Genomic DNA, 18,402 nt, shown 5'->3' with positions numbered 1-18,402 from the left:
GGGTCTCCGCTTCAACAGGCGCAACAGAAAGAAACGCATGCGCAAACTGAAAGTGTTGTTTGCCCCTGCCGTCAAGCTGATGCTTCGTCTGAAGTATCCGTACAAATTCGCCACCATCGGCGTCCTTGCTCTCGCTGAAATCCTCTATCTGTTTTATCCCTTTGCGGCCAACCTGCAAAGGGACATTGACACCGCGCGCCAGGAGCTGGCGGGCCTGGCGGTGGACAGACCCCTGCTGGTACTGGTACAGAAGGTTCAGCAACACCGGGGTTTGTCCGCTGCCGTGGTGGGCGGTGTGTCACAACTGGACGCCGAACGCACATCCAAGCAGGCTGAGGTACAGACGGCTATGGCCGCGGTCGATGTGGCGGTCGCGGAACATGGCGTACGCCTGAACATCGTGGCACGCTGGCACAAGATCAAAGAGCACTGGACCAGCCTGCGCAACGATGGCATGCAGATGACCGTGGACGCCAATCGCGTGGCGCATACCGACCTCATCAAGGAGCTGCTGCTGATGGTCACCCAGGTTGGTGACACCAGTTTGCTGATTCTGGACCCGGACGCGAATAGCTACTACCTGATGGCCGCGGTAACCAACCATCTGCCCGGCACACTGGAGCTGCTGGGGCAGTTGCGCGCCCACGGCACCGGCGTGCTGGCGACCCAGTCCATCGATGATGCCGGACGCACCAGTTTCGCCGGTGAAGTCGCGGTGCTCTATGCGAAACGCGAGGAGCTGGAGGCGACGCTCAACAAGATCGAGGCCACCAGCCCGCAGGTGGCGGACCGTGTCTACGACTTTACGGCCCAGTTTCGCAGTGTGACCGATGCCACGCTGCAGATCGTGCGTGAAGACATCCTGAATGCAAAGTTCTCCACGCCGCCGGCACTCTACGTGGCCAAGACCACGGCTGCCATAGACCTGGGTTTTGAATATGTGCATGAACCGCTGCTGCCCTTGCTGGAAGAACTGCTGCTGGCGCGCATCGATGGTTTCCGGCAACAGATGTGGCGAGGTGCCGTGTGGGTCCTGGTGTCGGTGTTGGTGTTCAGCTACCTGGCGGCTGGTGTCTACCTGGCCGTGATGTCATCCATCCGAACCCTGCAAGAAGGCGCCGATCGTATGGCTGGAGGCGACCTGGCCACGCCCATCGTGCTGGAAACCCGTGACGAGTTATTGCGTGTGGCGGCCAGCTTCAACCACATGGGCGCGCAGCTCAGCCAACGCACCGACCAGTTGCACCAGACCGGCGCCACCTTGCTGCAGGTGCAGGCGGAGTATGACAAAGACCATTCACTGGCAGTGATGGCTGCAGTCGTCCCCGCCATTGCCCATGATCTCAACACGCCGATTGGCAATATCAACCTGGGCGCCACGGCGTTGGCCGAGCGGTTGAAGAAGTTTCAAGATGCCGTCGCTGGCGGCGCGGTGAAACGCAGTGACTTGAGCGAATTCCTCGCCGCCATGGCAGAGGGCATCAACATCATCGAAAACGCTGGCATGCGGGCCGGTGACTTGGCTGTGCATCTGAAGGACTTTGCGGTGCACCAGGCATCTGGGCGGCGGCGCAAGTTCACGCTGGATCGCCTGTTGGACGAGGTGCTGAGCACGATGGCGCCGACGTTGCGCGGAGTCTCTTGGCGTATAGCCCGCCAGGTACCAACCGGCTTGGAGCTCGACAGCTACCCCGGCCCCTTGGGCCAGGTCTTGCTCAATCTGGTGCAGAACGCCGCCGTACACGCCTTCGCCGCTAACGACGCCAGCGGCGTCCTTTCCTTCGAGGCGTGCAAGATGGACGGCGAGCGTCTGCGTCTCGTTGTCAGCGACAACGGGTGTGGCATGGCACCGGAGACGGCCGCCAATGTATTCGCCCCTTTTTTTACAACCAAGCCCGATCAAGGTGGGTCAGGTGTAGGCCTGACCTACGCCCAACGCCTGGTTCGCGACACCTTGGGCGGCAGCCTGAAAGTGGAGACCCAACTGGGGCAGGGCACGGCATTTACCCTGGAGATACCGTTGGTGGCCCCGGGGGGACAGTAGGCCCCCACGCTCCGCCGCTGTGCGGGTCGCTGCCCCCCGAGGGGGCTAAATCCGCTTGGGGCGGCCCGGCGCGGATTTGCGGCCCTCACGCTCCACCGCTGCGCGGGTCGCTGCTGGTCTAGTCGAAGCGGTACCCCACCCCATGCACAGTGCAGATGATCTCAGGGTGCTTGGCATCCCGCTCCACCAGTTTGCGTAGTTTGGAGATGTGCTGGTCCAGTGTGCGGCTATTGGGAAAATAGTCACGGCCCCAGCAGGTATTGAACAGCGTGTCACGGTCCACCACCTGGCCACGTTGCTCGAACAGGCATTGCAGAATTTTGACGTCACGCAAACTCAGGTCCATTTGCTGCGCGCCCCGGCGCGCGCGCAATTGGGTGGGGAACACCTCCAGGTCGCCTAGGCGCAGGGATTCCGCGGACAACTCTTTGGCGGGGCTTTGTGCCAGCGTGCGCCGCGTGACGGCACGGATGCGCGCAATGACTTCGCGCACACCAAAGGGTTTGACGATGTAGTCGTCGGCGCCCAACTCCAGGCCCACGACCCGGTCAATCTCTTCCGATTTGGCGCTGATGAAAATCACCGGCACCTGGGTGTCCACACGGCGAATCTCCCGGCACACGGCATAGCCATCACGTTTGGGCATCATGATGTCCAGCAGTATCAACTGCGGGGCATGGCTGTGGAACAGCTGCAAGGCCTGTTCGCCATCGCGGGCCAGCATCGGCGTATAGCCTTCGGCCTCGACCACGGCGCACAGGCCATCGCCAATGTGCGGGTCATCCTCGGCAATCAGAATCTTCATGGGGTGTTCTCCTGTGCCTGCGGGGCGTGCAGCGTGAGCCGGAAACACGCGCCCTTGGCCACGTCCAGCGCCACCAGGTCGCCGCCGTGCAAGCGCGCCAGTTCGCGGGCTATGCCCAGTCCAATACCGGTGCCGCTGACGCCATCGGTCAACCGGGAGCTGACCCGGTAAAACGGTTCAAAAATGCGGCCGCGGTTTTGCGGCGCAATGCCGGGGCCGAAGTCGCGCACATCCACCATGGTGATGTCCTGGTCTTGCTGGCTGCTGATGTGGATGGCACCGCCTGCTGCGGCGTATTTTTCGACATTGCTGACCAGGTTGTTCAGAATCTGCTCCAGTGCCTCCGGGTCCAGCATCACCTGCGCGCTTGCGTGCGCGTCCACCTGCACGGCAATGCCTTTGGCGTCCAGCGCGGGCTGGAAGGCGGCCACACACCGCGCCACCACGTCATCCACACGGGTTGGCTGCAGCGCCAGGCGGAGCTGTGATTTCTGCGATTGGCCCAGGCTCAGCACGTTCGCAATCAGGCGCGACAGGCGCTGACTCTCGGTGGTGATGACGCCGATGTACTGGTGTGCCTTGGCGCCATCCTGCGCGGGTGCGTCGGCAAAGCCATCGGCCACTTCGGCCTCCAGCAGCTCGGCATACATGCGGATATTGGTCAACGGCGTCTTCAACTCGTGCGACACCTGGTTCACAAAATTTACCCGCTGCTGGGCCGTTCGCAGCTCGCGCTGCTGTTCCCGGTACAGATACAGCGCCAGGCCGGCCAAGGCCAGGGCTATGCTGAGCACTGCGGCCACGATTCCAAATGTGTTGGCCGCGGGGCGGCCCTGCAAAGCGGGTGCAAAGTACTCCAGCTTCCAGCTCGCCAAGGGGTGGCTCAGCGGCAGCATGGCCAGGCTGCGTTCCTTATCCGCGGGTTGGTAAGCGCCCCACTCGTAGACCGTTTGGCCACTGGCATTGACCAGCCGTGTGCGGGTCTGGCCCGGGTTTGCATCCGCGCCGGTGTTGGGTAGGCGGCTGATCACGTCCGACAGCAGGGCTACGGGCGCCAGCTCCAGTGCAACGATCCGGTTTTGTGGGTCACGCCACCAGAGCAGATGGTGCAGTTGTGCATTCCAATGCCAGGCATACCAACCCGATTGCGCGGGGCCAGCGTCCATCTTGTCCATGCCTTTGCCCACAGGCGACAAACGCATCTTCTTTGCGGAGCTACCCAAGCCTGGCGTGCTGGTGGGGGCCAATGGCAGGGGACCGCCCTGGGTCAGCAGGCTGGGGTTGTCCCATAACGCAGACGTGCGCTGCATGAACTGTTTCTCTGCCTCGCTCAGCGCCGCTCCGGGGGCTGGCAGAACCCGGCTACCGTCTGCAGCGATCACCAGCACTTGCTGCACCTGTGCGGACTCCCGTGCCATCTGTTTGAGGCTGCGGTTGTCCAGTGGACCTTGCGCCCACTGCGCCTGCAAGCTGTCTTGCAGCTCCAGGAAATAGCCCTGAATGGCATCGTCCACCCCCTGCAATTGGGCGTGGACGAGTGCCTGCACCTGCGCTGCCACCACCTGCTGCTCGTTGTGTGCCATGCGCAAACCCAGCCACGTCAAACCGGCCACGGGCAGCAGCACGATCAGTAGCAGGGCGATAGCAATCTTCTTGTGCAAAACAGGTTCCTGGGTGTGGCGCGATTCAGCGCTGTTGCTTTTCCAGCTTGAACTGGTCTTCCTTCATTTTCTTGCGGGACACATTCCACTGCGCATTGTCTTTGGAATCCAGTTGGACGGACTGCTTGCGCGACTCCGCTTCCATCGCAGCCAGGGCCGGTGCGGGGGCCGCGGCGCTGCCCAGCGCGGCAGCCTTATCCGCCAAGTAAGTCGTGTTGGCTTCCATGACTTGCTTGGCCTGTTCGACCTTGCCGCTGTCCCGCAGCCGCAGGGCTTCCTTGCTCATCTCGTTGGACACTTGTTGCACCGCCGATTCCATGACCTTCTTGTCAGTGGCTTTGGCAACTGCCTCGGTCGATGCGCTGAAGCTGACCGCCACCGCGCGGCTCAGGTTGTCCTTGCTCTTGCTGTGCATGTTCAGGTAAGAAACATCGACTGCTGCCAGATCCATCTGGCCCCCGGCCTTGCCTGCGGGCACTTCCACTTCCAGCACCACATACTTCTCTTGCTGGCTGTACAACTGGTTCATGCGCAGGCGCACCACGCCGTCGGTGATTTCGCCTTCACGCCCCAGTATGCGCAGCGGGCGGATGCCCTGCTTGAGGCGGATCGTCACCACCACCTCTTGCGCAACGACCGAGCCCACATCGCCAAATTCGCGCTGGAAGATGCGCGCCAGATCGCGCGAATTCTCCACAAACGCATGGTTGCCATCGCTATTGGCGGCCAGTTGCGTCATCAGGTCTTCGTTGTAGTCCGTGCCCAGCCCTATGGTGGTGACGCTGATACCCTGGCGCGCCAGCATGGCGCCCAGTTGCCCCAGCTCGGCCGGAGAGCTCGGGCCGATATTGGCCTGGCCATCCGACAGCAAGATGACGCGGTTGACGCGGGTCTTGTCCAAGAACTTGTGCACCTCGGCGGCGCCCTTGCTGACGCCAGCAAACAAGCCCGTGCCACCGGCCACGCGGATGTTGGCGATGGCCTGCGCGATGCGGGACTTGTCGGACACCTTGGTCGCGGGCACCACGACATCGACCGTGTTGTCAAACGCCAGGACGGCGACGATGTCGTTGCTCCCCAACCCGTTGACGGCCATGGTGGCGGCCTCCTTGGCGCGCTCGATGCGCTCGCCCGACATGGAGCCGGACTTGTCAATCACGATCGCCACATTGGCCAGCGGCCGGTCGCCCTGGCTCGCCAGCTCAAAGCCCGTCAGCGCCACTTTCAGAAAGGCGGTTTGCGCCTTGCCCGCTTGCACCACGGGGGTTGCCAGGCTGGCACTGAAGTCAATGGTCTTGGCCTGCGCACCATGCGCGGCGAGCAGGCCGGCGGTCAATACCTGTAGCAGATGGCGCCAGCGTGGGAGAAGGCGAAGAGAGATTTTCATGGGAGGCTCCTGGAATGAAGGGTGTCGCAGTGATGAAGGGTCATTGCAAGGCCAGTGTTTCGGATTCTCCCTTTCCGGTGGTGAATCAAAGTTGAGAAATTTGTGAGAAATTTGTATGGGCGCGGCGCGCGCATGGGCACGTGCTGCAAGGTTCCACCTCAGCCGACCCGTTAGACTCATTTCCATGTCCGCACCGACTTGCATTCCAGGCATCACCATCCACCATAAACCCGAGGCCATCCACATTCAAAGTTCGGAGCTGTTGACGACGGTTTCGTCTTCCTTCTTCGGCGGCGGGTTCCGGCGGGTGCGCCACATCCTCAACGCCCATGTGGGCAAAGACTACAGCTCGGACACCCCCGCGACCGACTTGCGGGCCATAGCGGCGCGTTGTGGTGTCCATGATTCATTCGTCGGGCTGTTGACCGCCGTGCCCCTGCGCAAGGCCCGCGTGGTGTTCGTTGAGGAAGGGGGCCTGCGTGTGGGTGTGGCCACGACTGCCGGGGTAGGCAACGCCACCAGCGCCGGCATCTCGCCGCCTTATGCGTCCAAGCCCGGCACGATCAACGTCATGGTATTGCTGGACGCCAAGCTCTCCCGGGCGGCCCTGTTGAACGCCATCATCACCGTGACAGAAGCCAAGTCGGCCGTTCTCCATGCGATGGACGTCCGCACACCGGATGGCACGCTTGCCACAGGCACCTCTACGGATACGGTCACCGTGGCCACGACGGGGCGCGGGCCCGCACAGCCCTATGCGGGCCCCGCAACCCTGGTTGGGTGGTTGATGGCCGGGGCGGTGCGGCAGGCGGTGCAGGATTCGCTGTTGGCGGTATAAGAACTGATGCGCGTAATCTTCATTCGCCACGGCGAAAGCACCGGCAATATCGGCATCCCGTCCTTCGACCTGTCCAAGATAGAGTTGACCGACACTGGGCGTGCGCAGGCGGATGCTGTTGCGGCGTCGTGGCAGGAAGCGCCCACTCTGATTGCCACCTCGCCCTATGTGCGGGCTCAACGCACGGCGCAGCCCACGATGGACCGCTATCCGGAGGTGCCGGTGGAGGTGTTGCCGATGGAAGAGTTCACCTACCTGGAGCCCAGTCGTTGGAATGGCAGTGCGCGGGAGCAGCGGCTGCCGTTCATTGAGGCCTATTGGGAGCGCGGTGACCCTGCTTATTGCGATGGGCCGGGTGCCGAGAGCTTCGCATGCATGCTGGGGCGGGTGGATGCCACGCTGGCGCGGCTGGCCGCGCTACCACCCCAGTCGCTGGTGTACGCCTTCAGCCATGGGCAGTTCATGCAGGCCCTGCGTGTGTCGTTGCTCTACCCTGCCTGGACCGCGCACCAGACGATGGCGCACTTCTGGTCTTTCAACAGCCTGCACCCGGTTTTGAACGGCGACAAGATCGAGGTGCACCACCAGCACGGTGGCTGGACCGTGGCACGTGCGGACGGGGCTGTTGCCGCCGTAGCGCCGGTGGTCTTGCTGACTACTGCTGCACCGTGACCACAATCTTGCCCTTGGCGCGGCCCGACTGGCTGTAGTCAAACGCTGCCTGCGCCTGGTCCAGCGTATAGGTCTTGTCGACCAGCGGCTTGACGGCGCCTTGCTCGACCCATTGGGCGATCTGTGCCAACTGCTCGCCGCTGGGCCACATGAAGAACACTTCGGATGTGACGCCCAGCTTGTCGGCGGTGCCGCTGGTGTCGGCCGGGGCGATGATGGAGACCAGGCGGCCGCCCTTCTTCAGCACGCCATACGACTTCTCGCGGGTAGCGCCGCCCAGGGTGTCGAGCACGAGGTCGTAGTCCTTGACGATGTCCTCGAATTTTTGTGTGCGGTAGTCGATGACGGTGTCGGCGCCCAGCTTGCGCACCAGGTCCACGTTGTCGGTACTGGTGGTGGCGGCCACGGTGGCGCCCAGGTGCTTGGCGATCTGGATGGCGATGGAGCCTACGCCGCCGGAGCCGGCGTGGATCAGCACCTTCTGGCCGGGCTGCAGCTTGCCTTTGCTCACCAGACCTTGCAGGGCGGTCAGCGCCACCAGTGGCAGCGAGGCGGCTTGTTCGTGGCTGACGTTGGCGGGCTTACGCGCCACATCGGCCGCCTTGACGACGACAAACTCGGCAAAGGTGCCCGATTGCATGCTTTGGGGTCGTGCGAACACGGCGTCACCCACTTTGAAGCCGCTCACGTCTTTGCCAACCGCGGTCACCACGCCGGACACATCGTTGCCCACGGTGTAGGGCAGGGGCAGTGGCAGCATGGCCTGCAGGTAGCCGGCGCGGATGAGGTTGTCCACCGGGTTCACGCTGGTGGCGTGCACGGCGATCATCAGGCTGTCGTCGCGCAGCGTGGGCTGGGCGATGTCGGCGACTTCTACTTTGCTTCCGTAGGTTTTAACGATGGCTGCTTTCATGGTCTTGAACTCCTGTTGTGGTTGCGAATGCCTGCAGTTTAGGCATCACTTTGTTGCTTTGGAAGTGCCTTATATGGCATTTGATTGTTGTCTATTGAGCAACTATTGAGAGTCACGTTTGATCAAAATAGCCGATAGCCCTCGTCAATGCTGTGCATAGCGCTATCTTTTTGGGAGCGTTTGTTTTGCGACTGCGCAGTCGGGTAGAGTCGGGTTTTTTCCAGGAGGCAGTGCATGGCAAAAACGGTGAAGGTGGTGACGTCGGACGAGCAAAACCCGGTGCGCTGGCCCAATTACTGCGCGCAGTGCGGCGCCAAGGACGACCTGAGCCTGGTGTCTGCCAAGGTGACCGACACCAAGGTGGTCAAACCCTGGATGCTGCTGCTGGGCCGCATCCACACCCAGACCCATACGCTGGAACTGGGCTACCCCGTGTGCCGCGCCCATGCTTCGGGATGGAAATCGTTCGAGCGATGGATCACGCAAAACGGCGGCTTGCCTCGCACGCTGCGCTGGGTGGCGTACTTCTTTGCCAGCACCACGCTGATCGCCGTGGTTCTGGTCATTCAGGCCGTGCTGATGCACAAGACCGGCGCCAAAGTGGCCGCGCCGCAGCCCACCACCACCAATTGGGGCTCCATGCTCAACGGCATCGTGATGATGGTGCTGCCCCTGGTGGCCGTGGCCCTGGTGGTGCGCTCCTACCTGAAGGTGCCGCTGCGCTTCACCCGGCTGGAAGACGACGCGGTCACCATCCGCTTCAATGTGGACCGCTTTGCCCGGGCGTTCGAGCGGGCCAACCCCAACACCACGCTGTAGGCCAAGCGCCTTTTGCCATTCTGGGCGCTAGCCCCCGTGAAATAAGCACAATGCGCTACAAATTCAGGAGTTCGGCATAGAAGCCGGCTGTTGAAACTCTGCCGCCTGGGCCTGTAGCCACGTACAAAACAGGTCCAGCTTGTGGCTGCGCTCGGGCCGCCGCTTCGCAACATAGCGGTAACCGCTGTTGCAAAAACCCATCGGCGCCAGCAAGCGCCCCGCTTGCACATCGTCCGCCACCAGATGCCAGGGCGCCACGCACACACCCAAGCCGGCCACGGCCGCCTGCAGCGTGAAGTAGTAGTGCTCAAATGCCGTGCCGCCCGGCGTTGGCAATGCGCAGCCCCGCGCGGCTGCCCACATCGGCCAGGCGTTGAGGCGGGTCTTGGCCTGCAGCAGCAGGTGCGCGCCCAGATCGGCGGGTGCGTGCAGGGGCAGGCGCGCCGCCAGAGAGGGCGCCAGCACCGGCCCCAGGTATTCGGGGAACAGATCCAATGTGCTGGCTGCTGTCGTATCGGCCGATGAAACGGTGCGCTGCTGTTGCTGCTCCGGCGTCTCCACAGCGATGGCCAGATCGCAGCGCGAACGCTCCAATTCGCCCAATGGCCCACCCGTGCGCAGGCGCACTTCGATGTCGGGGTAGCGGGCATTGAAGTCAAACAGCCGGGGTATCAGCCACTTGACGGTGAAGGTGCTGAAGCAGGCCACATCCAGGGTGCCGCTGGCGTCGTCGCTGACCGCACGCACCGCGGCCTCCATGCTGTCCAGCGCGGCCGACAGGGCGGGCAGCAGGCTGTGCCCGGCCTGGGTGAGCTGGGGCTTGTTTTTGGAGCCCTCAAACAGGCGCTGCCCCAGATGCTGCTCCAGCAGTTGCACCTGGCGGCTGATGGCGCCGGGCGTGACCGACAGCTCTTCGGCCGCCGCCGTCATCCGGCCCAGGCGGGCCGCCGCCTCAAAGGCGCGCAGTGCGTTGAGTGGTGGCAGGCGGCGTTTCATGAATTGAGTTTAAGTCACATTGAAAGGCCGCAAAAGTCGCTTTTCTTTGGTTTGTTTCTTCTTGAAAATCTCAACCGTTGCCACTACACATTGAGAAAAAATCACATGCCATTCATACGCACCAACCTCCCGCACGACACCAGCCCGGCCCAGCAGCAAGGCATTGTGGAAGGCATACACCAAGCCCTGGTCGACAGCATCGGCATGCCGCAAGACGAGCTGTTCAACATGGTGGCGCCCTATGCGCCGGGGCAGTTCTGGTACAGCCGCACCTTCAATGGCGGTGCGCGCTCAGAGCGCTCTGTGGTGGTGGAGATCACCATGCGCCGCGGTCGCAGCGACGCGATGAAGCGTGCACTCTACGCGGCCATTGTCCGCAACCTGCACGCGCGCGCCGGCGTGGCGCCGCAGGATGTGTACATCTTCATGCACGAGAACGACTACTCTGACTGGTCTTCGGGTGAAGGCCAATTTGCAATGAATCTGGTGCAGCAGCCTGGCTCCGCGGCCAAGGCATAGCCGCCCCCCGTCGCGGCCTAACGCAAGATCGCCGCTGCCCGAGCCCATTGCTGGGCCATGGCCGGTGTGTTGTAGCAGGTGGTGGCGTGCTGGGTGCTGCAGACGGCGCGTTCCATCAACTGGATGTCGGCTTCGTGCTGGCGGGCTACGTGGGGGTCTTCGAAAAAGATGACTTTGTGGCAGCGCTGGTCCAGCACCAACTCGGCGATCTGCGCGTCGCCGCCCAGCGGGCCGCTCTGGTAGCAGTTGACCCAGGGTTGCAGTGCCGGCCAGCCGCGTGACCAGGCCATGGCGTTCAGCCGGCTACCGGTGGTGCCGGTAGCCACGCGCTCGGCAAAGCGCGACAGCGTGTCGAAGTGCTCGGCGGCAAAGGCCACCATGGTGTCCTTCAATGCATCGTGGGCGATCAGCGCCGCCACCTGGTTTTCCAGCGCGAACAGCGGCGCGGCGTCGGGCACCAGGCCGGTGTCCAGCTCGGCATTGGCCAGCTCCACGGCCACCCATTCCAACGCACCGGCCCGTGTGGATACAAAGGGCTTGCCGTGGGTCACGCACTGGCGCTTGAGGGCCAGGGCCTCGGGGTAGATGGATGTGGGGTCCACCGGGTCGACGAGGAAAAACACGCCCTCCAGTGCGTCTTGCGGTTGCAGGCCTCCGGCCATGCGTGAGACCAGGCGCATCAACCCGCCATCGCGCCCATTGCCCACGTCGATGAGTTGGCCGTCCAGCAGCTTGTGTTTGCTCAGCGCGTCAAAGGCGCCGCCCGTGGCGTGCAGGCCTAGGCCCAAGGCCCGCAGGCCGGGCTCGCAGGCGCGTGCCCAGCGCAGCAGGCTGCTGTCGGGGCCGAGGCGGTGCAGGCGGTGGGCGGCGAGTCCGAAGTTCATGGTGTATCCGTACGCTGCTGCAAGACGGTCGTTGCAGTCCGATGTTCATTGTCCCTCTCTTTGAGCTGCTGCAAACGCCCAATCCTGTTATCGCGTGGTAACTTGGAGAGTTGCTTGGCCGCCGCGTAGAAGGCCAGCCATTCGCCGTGTTCCTGGCGGAACAGCGCCTCGAAAGCCCCCACCCAATCGTCGTATGCACCCATTGCGCCAAAGGCTGCGTTGTTAGCCTCGGCCACCCAGTTGTCGTAGCCGGCGTAACCGCCCCACTGTTGCTTGAGCACTGCGTACGACTGCCGGAACTCGGCATAGGCAGCCGCCTTGTGGGCCTTGCGCTCGGTGTCGTTCAGGGGGGCGTTGGCATCGGCTGCGTACAGGGCGATCAACTGCTGGCGGGTGTGGGCAGTCAAGCTGCGAAACGCTTGGCGCCGCCGGTCAAAGGCGGTGTATTCGGCCTGCGCTGCGCCGTCGGCGTGTGTGGCCAGCCAGGCGTTGCTGCCCAGCCGCTCCACTGCGGTGGCAAAGGATTCGTTGAAGGCCGTGTCGTCCTGGATGTAGAGCACCTGGTGCGACAGCTCGTGGAAGATCATCCGCGCCAACTCGCCCTCGGGGTAGTGGATAAAGGTGCTCAGCAGCGGGTCGCCGCCCAGCCAATTGGTCCAGCCCAGTGTGGAGTAGGCCGGTACGCCGTAGACACTGGCCTCCAGTCCCTGGGCGCGCAAGGTGGTGGCTTGGGCCTGGGCGTCTGCCTCGTCGAAGTAGCCGTGGTAGCCCACGCAGCCGGTCACGGGGAAGCACCAGGTCTCCAGCCGCAGTGAATAGACCGGCGCTGCCACCACATTCCACACCACGGCGCGACGGTCCAGCTGTGCATAGCGCCGGTAGCTGGCGTTGTCGGGCAGGTGTAGAGTGTCGACTGCAAAGCGCCGCATCTGCTGCGACAGTTGCAGGCGCTGCTTCAGTTTTGCGGGGGTGCTGTCTTCGGCCAGCCACTCTTCCACGGGCCGGGCCGCCCGCATGATCTTGAGGTGGCCATTGGCCGACTGCGCCAAGTAGGCCAGGTCCGCACAGCCGGCTACCAGGGCCAGCGCCAGCAGCAGTGCCATTGCCGCGGCCCACAGCATGGGCCTGCGCCGTGGCTCAGCCATGCTTTTGCACCAGCCGTACCACGGTGTTCCAGTTGCGCGTGGTGGCGGGTAGGGCAAAGTGCTTCTCCAGCAAAGCATTGGGACTGCCCGGTGTGTTGCCCACGGTGCGGCTGATGCTCAGCGCCTCGCCCGCGGTGAAGCACAGCACCTCCACATCGGCGCGCTTGGATACCCAGGGCACGGCCGGGAATTCCGTCACGTCGGCATGCAGAAAGGTCGCGCAACACTGGTAGACCGATGCGGCATCCACGCCGGCAAAGGGCTGCAGGGCCACCAACTCCCGCAGGGCATCCATGGTGCGCAAAAAGCCCGGTTCCACCAGGCCACACACGGCGTGCAACTGCTTGGCGGCCCGCTCCAGCAGCTTGTGCGGGTTGGCGCGCGGCTTGGCCGAGAATGCAATCGTGCCATTGGTCAGAAACGATTGGGCATTGACGGCACCGGCATCCAGAAAGGACTGCTCCAACTGGGCCTTGGTGGGCGCAAGAGGCCGCCCCAGGTTGAGGTTGCGGAAGAAGACCGCGTATTGCATGGTGGCTGCGCTTCCCGTGCCGAAGCCAGTCTTATTTGTCGAGCGAGGGCTGGATGAAGAAGACCATGCCAAACGCACCCCAGGACACGGTCTTGTCACCCACCGTGGTGTACGAGGCCACGCCCAGCGGATGGTAGGTCGATGCAAACGCCGCCAACGCACCCACGCCCAGCATGCCGGCCACGGGGCTGCGCTCGGCGATGGACGCCTTGATCTTGGCCCGGTGCTGCTCGGCCGACGGATTGAGCGCGAAGGCCAGGGCCACAGCGATGCAGGCAACGACAACGGAAACAGTAGTGGATTTGCTCATGGGGCGTTCAATTGGAATTTTTGGGCTAGTTGCTCGAATACGTCGGGCTGGTTCAGGCGCAGCGCTTCCAGTTGCAATGACAGCGAGTCGATAAGGGTCGCGGCCTTCATGCTCTTCAGGGATTCAATCTTCACTCGAATCTCTTCCAGTCTATCCAGCGCCAGGTTGGCTTGCTCAGGCGTCACCGCTCCACGGCCTGAAAGACCGAGCAAGGCTTCGTTGATCAGGCCGAGTTGTTTGCCATAGCTTGCAACGTCAAAGGCCTCGCGCTCTATCGTACCGTTGCCCGACTCGGGGCGAATCGCGCCGAAAAACCAGCCCAGATTGGGTTCAATCTGCTGTGCAACGCTTCCGCTCCAAGGGAAGTGAATTTGCGGTGCCCAAAACCAAAGCCATGGAAACATGATGAAGACCTCCCAGGGTTGTAAGTGTTGTGCAGATTGTGCCCCTGGCGTGCCTAGCTCGCAAACACGCCGTCCAGGTCGGCAAAACCCTTGACCTCGATCGGGTTGCCGGATGGGTCCAGAAAGAACATCGTGGCCTGCTCGCCCGGCTGGCCCGCAAAGCGTATGCCCGGTGGCATCACAAAGGCTACGCCCTGGGCCGTCAGCCGGTCGGCCAGTGCCTGCCATTCGGCCATTTGCAGGATGATGCCCAGGTGGGGCATGGGCACCAGGTGCGCGCCCACCTTGCCCGTGTTGGTGGTGGCGAAGGGTGTGCCCAGGTGCAGCGAGATCTGGTGGCCGAAGAAATCGAAATCGACCCAGGTGTCGGTGCTGCGCCCTTCGCGGCAGCCCAGTACCGTGCCGTAGAACTGGCGCGATGCCTCCAGGTCGTGTACATGGAAGGCAAGGTGAAAGATGGAAGAGGGCATGTCAGTACCTTTGAAGCGTGGTTTCTATGGCGAATGAGCCTGTGGCCATAATCATGCGACATGATGAAGCAGGCCCCCCATCACCGCGCAAAAGTCTTTGGCTCGCCCTGGGCCGGCGTGTATGGCACGCACCTGGACAGTGACCGCCATTTTGGCCGGCATTGGCATGCGGTGTTTGGCGTAGGCTTGTTGGAGGACGGTGCGCAGCGTTCGGCCAGCGGGCGTGGCACGGTAGAGGCCTTTGCCGGGGATGTGATCACCACTAACCCCGGCGAGGTACACGACGGGCAACCGCTGGGCGGGCCGTCGCGCCGCTGGCGCATGGTCTACATTGAACCGGCGGTGATAGCTTCCATGGTGGGGCATCCGCTGTCTGTGGACTCGTGTGGAGTGGAGCTGACCCGCCCGGTGTTGCACGATCCGCAGTTGCGCCCTTTGCTGCAACGGCTGTTCACCCAGGTGGAGCAGTGGGATGCGGGCCGACACACCAGCACGGCTGACGCACTGGCTTGCGAAGAGTCTCTGGCTGCCGTATGCGGCAGTCTGCTGGCGCAGCACGCCAATCGCGCACCTGCCGCAGCGGCGCAGGCCGATGTTCGCCATGCATGGGAGCGCCTGGCCGATGCCCCGCTGCAGCCACCTACGCTGGGCGAACTGGCGGCGCTGGCCGGCGTCAGCAAGTTCCAACTGTTGCGCCGCTTTGAGAAAGCCTATGGCCTGACACCCTACGCCTGGTTGCTGCAACAGCGCGCCGAGCTGGCCCGCCGCCATATCCGCACCGGGGCGAGCCTGGCCGATGCCGCCGCAGCGAGCGGCTTTGCCGACCAGAGCCATATGACGCGCATCTTCACGCGCCAGTTTGGCTTCACGCCGGGTGCGCTGCGGCAAGCATCGGGCCAATGAGACCGCGCTGCAATGGCGTTCAAGACGGCGGGCGGCTGCCGCCCGAGACTGCAAGCCTGTTCAACTCTTCGCAGGTTTCTCTCTATGTCGGAATCGCTCAAAGGCCAGTTGCTGTGCAGCCTGGCCATGGTGCTGGTGGGCAGCACGGTCGTCGTCAGCAAAATCATTGGCCAAGATACCGAGCCCTTTTTGGCAACCGCCCTGCGCCACGCCGCGGCGCTGCCCGTCTTTCTGCTGCTGATGTGGCGCACCGGCGCGCGCTTTGTGCGCGTCGGCCTGCGCGATGCGGCCTTGCTGCTGGTACAGGCTGCCGCCGGCAGCGTGGGCTATTCCGTGCTGCTGATACACGGCGTGCACCTGGCCAGCGCAGCCGATGCCAGCGTGGTGGCCGGCACGCTGCCGGCGGTGTCTGCGCTGTTTGCGGTGCTCTTCCTCGGTGAACGCCCAGGGGCGCGGATGGTGCTCGCCATCGGTCTGGCCACGGCAGGTGTGATGGCCGTGGCCTTGTCGCCAGAAAGTGGCATACAGGCCAGCACGCGCTTGCAGGGCATTGCGCTGGTGCTGGCCGCCATTGCCTGCGAGGCCGTATTCATCCTGGCCAACAAGGGCCTGTCGCGGCCGGTGCCGGCCCTGGCGCTGTCTACGCTGATGTGTGCGGGGGGCTTGGTGATGTCGGCTGCGGCGGCAGGGCTTGTCGCGCCCGGATCCATGCCCACGCTGAGCACGCCTGCAATGCTGGGCATCGCCTACTACGCCTGGGTACCCACAGTCGTCGGCTTCCTGCTGTGGTACGCCGGCAGCGCCCGAACCAGCGGTGCGCGAGCGTCCTTGTCCACCGTGTGGTTGCCAGTCTCCGCTTTGCTGCTGTCGGCGTTGCTGCTGGGGGAACCCATCCACGTCTGGCAGTGGCTGGGCTTTGGCTGCGTGGTGTTGGCCATTGTGGTTGCGTTCCGTACGGGCGACAAAAACCCAAAAATGGGTAGAAATCATCGTTTGACGAAGGTGTCTTGAGAAAAATTCGGCTCTAGCCCTCGTCAAATGGTCGTGTTGCGCTATGTAATGCATAGCACATGCAACTCCGCAAGATTTGTCATATGGCTGCTTCTAGACTGGGCGCCATGTCCAACCCCAGTCTGAGAAACAGCACCATCATGACCATCACTCCCCAGTTCCCCCAAACCTTCGCTACCCTGGCCGATGCCATCACTGTGGTCGGCATCGAGCTGCGCACGTCCAACACCGAGGCCATGCACACGATCCCGCCGCTGTGGCAGCGCTTCGGCCAGGAGAACGTGCTGGCCGCCATTGCCGGCAAGCGTGGCGAAGACGTGTTTGCCGTCTACACCCACTTCGAACATGCCGGCAGCAACAACACCGGCCTGTATTCGCTGGTCATAGGCGCAGCCGTGGCGCCGGACGCACCTGTGCCCGCGGGCATGGTGCGCGTCGTGGTGCCCGCATCACGGCGTGCCGTGTGGGGTGTGGAGAAGGGGCGCTTTGACTTGGTAGGCCCAGCCTGGCAGACCATCTGGCAGCGCAGCGATCTGGCCAAGACTTTCATTGCAGAATACGAGCAGTACCACCCTAGCGGTGACATCACCGTTTCGATTGGCCTCAGTAGCTAGTCCCCAACACCTGATTGAATGAACAAAAGCCACACCTGGACCGACTACCAGGAACGCCTGAGCCGCGTCACCGCCTACATCCACGACCACTTGGCCGAGGAGCTGGACCTGAACAAGCTGGCGGAAGTGGCGCACCTGTCGCCCTTCCACTGGCACCGCGTTTACCAGGCGCTCAATGGCGAGAGCATTGCCAACACCGTGCGGCGCCTGCGGCTGTCGCGCGGCACCGGTTACCTGGCCAACACCACGCTGCCGGTGGAGCAGATCGCGCGCAAGTGCGGCTACCCCAATGCGCAGTCGTTCACGCGGGCTTTCACCACGCTGTATGGCCTGAGCCCCACGCGCTACCGCACCGAGGGCGCCCATGTCGCATTCCGCCAGGCCCTGGCCCAAGGCCAGCAAGCCGACACGGGCGGCTATCCGGTGGAGGTGCGCTGGGTGCCGGCCGTGCCCATGGCGGGCTTTGCACACCGCGGGCCGTATATGCAGGTCGGCAAAGCCTTTGAGCAGGCCTACACCCGCATGGCCGCGCAGGGCCTTGCGCGGCCCGACATGCGCTGGATGGCCGTCTATTACGACGACCCGTTTGCGGTGCCGGAGTCGCAGTTGCAATCCCGCGCAGGCTTGAGCCTGCCGCCCGATGCGGTGGCACAACCGCCGCTGGAATCGTTCGCGCTGGGCGGCTGCTGGTGCGCCGTGCTGCGGCATCAGGGGCCGTATGCAACGATGCGCGCGGCCTACCAGTGGCTCTATGGCTACTGGCTGGTCAAGTCCGGGCATGAGGCGGCTGATAGCCCGGTGTTTGAGGACTATTTGAACAACCCGCGTGATACGGTGCCGGATCAGTTGCTGTCGGATATCTATTTGCCACTGGTATGGAGGAACCCATGGGACTCTTGACCTTCAGTATCAACGTAACACTGGACGGCTGCATCGACCACCGGGAGGGAATCGCCGACGACGAGACACACGCCTTCTTCACCCACCTCATGGATGAAAGTGGAGCGATGCTGTGGGGCCGCGTCACCTACGAGATGATGGAGAGCTACTGGCCTGCCGTCGCGCGCGGCGACGCGGAGGCACCGCCGGCGATACGCGAGTGGGCGGTCAAGCTGGAGGCCAAGCCGAAGTACGTGGTGTCGTCGATGCGAAGAGACTTCCCTTGGACCAATAGCCACCACATCGCCGGCGACGACCTGCGTACGGGTGTGCAGAAGCTGAAGGACGCGACCCCGGCCGGCCTGCTCCTCGGTAGCGGCAAGCTCGCGACCGAGCTGGACCGGCTGGATCTGATCGACGAGTACAAGTTCCTCGTCCACCCCAGGATCACCGGCCACGGCCCGACCCTGTACCAGAGCGGGCTGCCCAGCACGCGACGGCTCGAGCTGGTTTCAGCGAAGCCGCTCGGCAATGGCGTGGTCGCCATGCACTACCGGCGTGTGCCTGGCTAACCGCAGAGCCTTAGTGAGCACGAC

Annotated in this window: 21 protein-coding genes; 10 read left to right on the top strand and 11 right to left on the bottom strand. The window is 63.4% G+C overall.

Annotated features, from left to right (window positions below; translation table 11 throughout):
* Nucleotides 1-37: 37 nt before the first annotated feature.
* The gene (locus AC07OO_RS07100) at nt 38-2,044 is read left to right on the top strand and encodes a sensor histidine kinase (protein WP_495081345.1); all 2,007 of its coding nucleotides are present in this window, start codon (nt 38-40) and stop codon (nt 2,042-2,044) included.
* Nucleotides 2,045-2,162: 118 nt separating this feature from the next.
* Here AC07OO_RS07100 and AC07OO_RS07095 read toward each other — a convergent pair whose 3' ends face one another.
* From AC07OO_RS07095 to AC07OO_RS07085, 3 genes are read right to left on the bottom strand one after another with little or no spacing between them, the layout of a single operon-like run.
* Nucleotides 2,163-2,849, bottom strand: coding sequence for a response regulator transcription factor (locus AC07OO_RS07095; RefSeq protein ID WP_495081344.1), 687 nt, complete (start codon nt 2,847-2,849; stop codon nt 2,163-2,165).
* Nucleotides 2,846-4,510, bottom strand: a complete 1,665-nt coding sequence (locus tag AC07OO_RS07090; RefSeq protein ID WP_495081343.1) for a sensor histidine kinase — start codon at nt 4,508-4,510, stop codon at nt 2,846-2,848. The genes AC07OO_RS07095 and AC07OO_RS07090 overlap by 4 nt, the downstream gene beginning before the upstream one ends.
* A 25-nt stretch (nt 4,511-4,535) precedes the next feature.
* Nucleotides 4,536-5,897: a vWA domain-containing protein gene (locus tag AC07OO_RS07085; protein ID WP_495081342.1), complete on the bottom strand. Its 1,362-nt coding sequence runs from the start codon at nt 5,895-5,897 to the stop codon at nt 4,536-4,538.
* A 184-nt stretch (nt 5,898-6,081) separates the two neighbouring features.
* Between AC07OO_RS07085 and AC07OO_RS07080 the strand changes: the two genes are divergently transcribed.
* Nucleotides 6,082-6,735, top strand: coding sequence for an adenosylcobinamide amidohydrolase (locus AC07OO_RS07080; RefSeq protein WP_495081341.1), 654 nt, complete (start codon nt 6,082-6,084; stop codon nt 6,733-6,735).
* Nucleotides 6,736-6,741: 6 nt separating this feature from the next.
* On the top strand, nt 6,742-7,407 hold the full coding sequence (locus AC07OO_RS07075; RefSeq protein WP_495081340.1) for a histidine phosphatase family protein: 666 nt from the start codon (nt 6,742-6,744) through the stop codon (nt 7,405-7,407).
* Here the strand turns inward: AC07OO_RS07075 and AC07OO_RS07070 are convergent.
* Nucleotides 7,391-8,320, bottom strand: a complete 930-nt coding sequence (locus AC07OO_RS07070; protein ID WP_495081339.1) for an NADP-dependent oxidoreductase — start codon at nt 8,318-8,320, stop codon at nt 7,391-7,393. The two genes, AC07OO_RS07075 and AC07OO_RS07070, sit on opposite strands and share 17 nt — an antisense overlap.
* Before the next feature lie 234 nt (nt 8,321-8,554).
* On the opposite strand from AC07OO_RS07070, the gene AC07OO_RS07065 reads away from it, so the two are divergent.
* Nucleotides 8,555-9,139 carry a hypothetical protein gene (locus AC07OO_RS07065; RefSeq protein WP_495081338.1) on the top strand — a complete coding sequence of 195 codons (585 nt, stop codon included), beginning with the start codon at nt 8,555-8,557 and terminating at the stop codon, nt 9,137-9,139.
* Between the two features lie 63 nt (nt 9,140-9,202).
* Here the strand turns inward: AC07OO_RS07065 and AC07OO_RS07060 are convergent, their stop codons facing one another.
* Nucleotides 9,203-10,135, bottom strand: a complete 933-nt coding sequence (locus AC07OO_RS07060; protein WP_495081337.1) for a LysR substrate-binding domain-containing protein — start codon at nt 10,133-10,135, stop codon at nt 9,203-9,205.
* A gap of 105 nt (nt 10,136-10,240) precedes the next feature.
* Here AC07OO_RS07060 and AC07OO_RS07055 point away from each other — a divergent pair, with 105 nt between their 5' ends.
* A complete protein-coding gene (locus tag AC07OO_RS07055; RefSeq protein ID WP_495081336.1) occupies nt 10,241-10,654 on the top strand; it encodes a tautomerase family protein in 414 nt (137 codons plus the stop codon).
* A 17-nt stretch (nt 10,655-10,671) separates the two neighbouring features.
* Here the strand turns inward: AC07OO_RS07055 and AC07OO_RS07050 are convergent, their stop codons facing one another.
* The 6 genes from AC07OO_RS07050 to AC07OO_RS07025 are packed head-to-tail and all read right to left on the bottom strand — an operon-like array spanning nt 10,672 to nt 14,399.
* Nucleotides 10,672-11,538 carry a methylglyoxal synthase gene (locus AC07OO_RS07050; RefSeq protein ID WP_495081335.1) on the bottom strand — a complete coding sequence of 289 codons (867 nt, stop codon included), beginning with the start codon at nt 11,536-11,538 and terminating at the stop codon, nt 10,672-10,674.
* Nucleotides 11,535-12,683: an aminopeptidase gene (locus tag AC07OO_RS07045; RefSeq protein ID WP_495081334.1), complete on the bottom strand. Its 1,149-nt coding sequence runs from the start codon at nt 12,681-12,683 to the stop codon at nt 11,535-11,537. Before AC07OO_RS07045 ends, AC07OO_RS07050 begins: the two co-directional genes overlap by 4 nt.
* Complete coding sequence (locus tag AC07OO_RS07040; protein ID WP_495081333.1) at nt 12,676-13,215, bottom strand: DUF1697 domain-containing protein; 540 nt, start codon at nt 13,213-13,215, stop codon at nt 12,676-12,678. The genes AC07OO_RS07045 and AC07OO_RS07040 overlap by 8 nt, the downstream gene beginning before the upstream one ends.
* Before the next feature lie 31 nt (nt 13,216-13,246).
* Entirely contained in the window at nt 13,247-13,525 is a 279-nt protein-coding gene (locus tag AC07OO_RS07035; RefSeq protein ID WP_495081332.1) for a hypothetical protein, read from the bottom strand.
* Nucleotides 13,522-13,929 (bottom strand): hypothetical protein, encoded by a 408-nt coding sequence (locus AC07OO_RS07030; protein WP_495081331.1) that lies wholly within the window; start codon nt 13,927-13,929, stop codon nt 13,522-13,524. The genes AC07OO_RS07035 and AC07OO_RS07030 overlap by 4 nt, the downstream gene beginning before the upstream one ends.
* Nucleotides 13,930-13,982: 53 nt before the next feature.
* Nucleotides 13,983-14,399: a VOC family protein gene (locus AC07OO_RS07025; RefSeq protein WP_495081330.1), complete on the bottom strand. Its 417-nt coding sequence runs from the start codon at nt 14,397-14,399 to the stop codon at nt 13,983-13,985.
* 63 nt (nt 14,400-14,462) lie between these two features.
* Between AC07OO_RS07025 and AC07OO_RS07020 the strand changes: the two genes are divergently transcribed.
* The 5 genes from AC07OO_RS07020 (at nt 14,463) to AC07OO_RS07000 (ending at nt 18,378) form a co-directional block, all read left to right on the top strand.
* Nucleotides 14,463-15,302: an AraC family transcriptional regulator gene (locus AC07OO_RS07020; protein ID WP_495081789.1), complete on the top strand. Its 840-nt coding sequence runs from the start codon at nt 14,463-14,465 to the stop codon at nt 15,300-15,302.
* 84 nt (nt 15,303-15,386) lie between these two features.
* Nucleotides 15,387-16,313 (top strand): DMT family transporter, encoded by a 927-nt coding sequence (locus tag AC07OO_RS07015; RefSeq protein ID WP_495081329.1) that lies wholly within the window; start codon nt 15,387-15,389, stop codon nt 16,311-16,313.
* An 83-nt stretch (nt 16,314-16,396) separates the two neighbouring features.
* Nucleotides 16,397-16,927 carry a GyrI-like domain-containing protein gene (locus AC07OO_RS07010; RefSeq protein WP_495081328.1) on the top strand — a complete coding sequence of 177 codons (531 nt, stop codon included), beginning with the start codon at nt 16,397-16,399 and terminating at the stop codon, nt 16,925-16,927.
* An 18-nt stretch (nt 16,928-16,945) separates the two neighbouring features.
* Nucleotides 16,946-17,827 carry an AraC family transcriptional regulator gene (locus tag AC07OO_RS07005; RefSeq protein ID WP_495081327.1) on the top strand — a complete coding sequence of 294 codons (882 nt, stop codon included), beginning with the start codon at nt 16,946-16,948 and terminating at the stop codon, nt 17,825-17,827.
* Nucleotides 17,815-18,378: a dihydrofolate reductase family protein gene (locus AC07OO_RS07000; RefSeq protein WP_495081326.1), complete on the top strand. Its 564-nt coding sequence runs from the start codon at nt 17,815-17,817 to the stop codon at nt 18,376-18,378. The genes AC07OO_RS07005 and AC07OO_RS07000 overlap by 13 nt, the downstream gene beginning before the upstream one ends.
* Nucleotides 18,379-18,402: the final 24 nt, after the last annotated feature.

The organism is Rhodoferax sp. GW821-FHT07G04 (assembly GCF_059418585.1).
The sequence above is the reverse complement of the archived record's forward strand: the minus strand, read 5'-3'. Positions and strand labels throughout refer to the sequence as shown.

Bases quoted from the DNA above. Each gene is read 5' to 3' on its own strand.
- AC07OO_RS07025 (WP_495081330.1), bottom strand. From the start codon at position 14,399: ATGCCCTCTTCCATCTTTCACCTTGCCTTCCATGTACACGACCTGGAG.
- AC07OO_RS07095 (WP_495081344.1), bottom strand. From the start codon at position 2,849: ATGAAGATTCTGATTGCCGAGGATGACCCGCACATTGGCGATGGCCTG.
- AC07OO_RS07010 (WP_495081328.1), top strand. From the start codon at position 16,397: ATGGCTGCTTCTAGACTGGGCGCCATGTCCAACCCCAGTCTGAGAAAC.
- AC07OO_RS07015 (WP_495081329.1), top strand. From the start codon at position 15,387: ATGTCGGAATCGCTCAAAGGCCAGTTGCTGTGCAGCCTGGCCATGGTG.
- AC07OO_RS07075 (WP_495081340.1), top strand. From the start codon at position 6,742: ATGCGCGTAATCTTCATTCGCCACGGCGAAAGCACCGGCAATATCGGC.
- AC07OO_RS07070 (WP_495081339.1), bottom strand. From the start codon at position 8,320: ATGAAAGCAGCCATCGTTAAAACCTACGGAAGCAAAGTAGAAGTCGCC.
- AC07OO_RS07065 (WP_495081338.1), top strand. From the start codon at position 8,555: ATGGCAAAAACGGTGAAGGTGGTGACGTCGGACGAGCAAAACCCGGTG.
- AC07OO_RS07040 (WP_495081333.1), bottom strand. From the start codon at position 13,215: ATGCAATACGCGGTCTTCTTCCGCAACCTCAACCTGGGGCGGCCTCTT.
- AC07OO_RS07045 (WP_495081334.1), bottom strand. From the start codon at position 12,683: ATGGCTGAGCCACGGCGCAGGCCCATGCTGTGGGCCGCGGCAATGGCA.
- AC07OO_RS07080 (WP_495081341.1), top strand. From the start codon at position 6,082: ATGTCCGCACCGACTTGCATTCCAGGCATCACCATCCACCATAAACCC.
- AC07OO_RS07055 (WP_495081336.1), top strand. From the start codon at position 10,241: ATGCCATTCATACGCACCAACCTCCCGCACGACACCAGCCCGGCCCAG.
- AC07OO_RS07020 (WP_495081789.1), top strand. From the start codon at position 14,463: ATGAAGCAGGCCCCCCATCACCGCGCAAAAGTCTTTGGCTCGCCCTGG.
- AC07OO_RS07100 (WP_495081345.1), top strand. From the start codon at position 38: ATGCGCAAACTGAAAGTGTTGTTTGCCCCTGCCGTCAAGCTGATGCTT.
- AC07OO_RS07085 (WP_495081342.1), bottom strand. From the start codon at position 5,897: ATGAAAATCTCTCTTCGCCTTCTCCCACGCTGGCGCCATCTGCTACAG.
- AC07OO_RS07030 (WP_495081331.1), bottom strand. From the start codon at position 13,929: ATGTTTCCATGGCTTTGGTTTTGGGCACCGCAAATTCACTTCCCTTGG.
- AC07OO_RS07035 (WP_495081332.1), bottom strand. From the start codon at position 13,525: ATGAGCAAATCCACTACTGTTTCCGTTGTCGTTGCCTGCATCGCTGTG.
- AC07OO_RS07005 (WP_495081327.1), top strand. From the start codon at position 16,946: ATGAACAAAAGCCACACCTGGACCGACTACCAGGAACGCCTGAGCCGC.
- AC07OO_RS07050 (WP_495081335.1), bottom strand. From the start codon at position 11,538: ATGAACTTCGGACTCGCCGCCCACCGCCTGCACCGCCTCGGCCCCGAC.
- AC07OO_RS07000 (WP_495081326.1), top strand. From the start codon at position 17,815: ATGGGACTCTTGACCTTCAGTATCAACGTAACACTGGACGGCTGCATC.
- AC07OO_RS07060 (WP_495081337.1), bottom strand. From the start codon at position 10,135: ATGAAACGCCGCCTGCCACCACTCAACGCACTGCGCGCCTTTGAGGCG.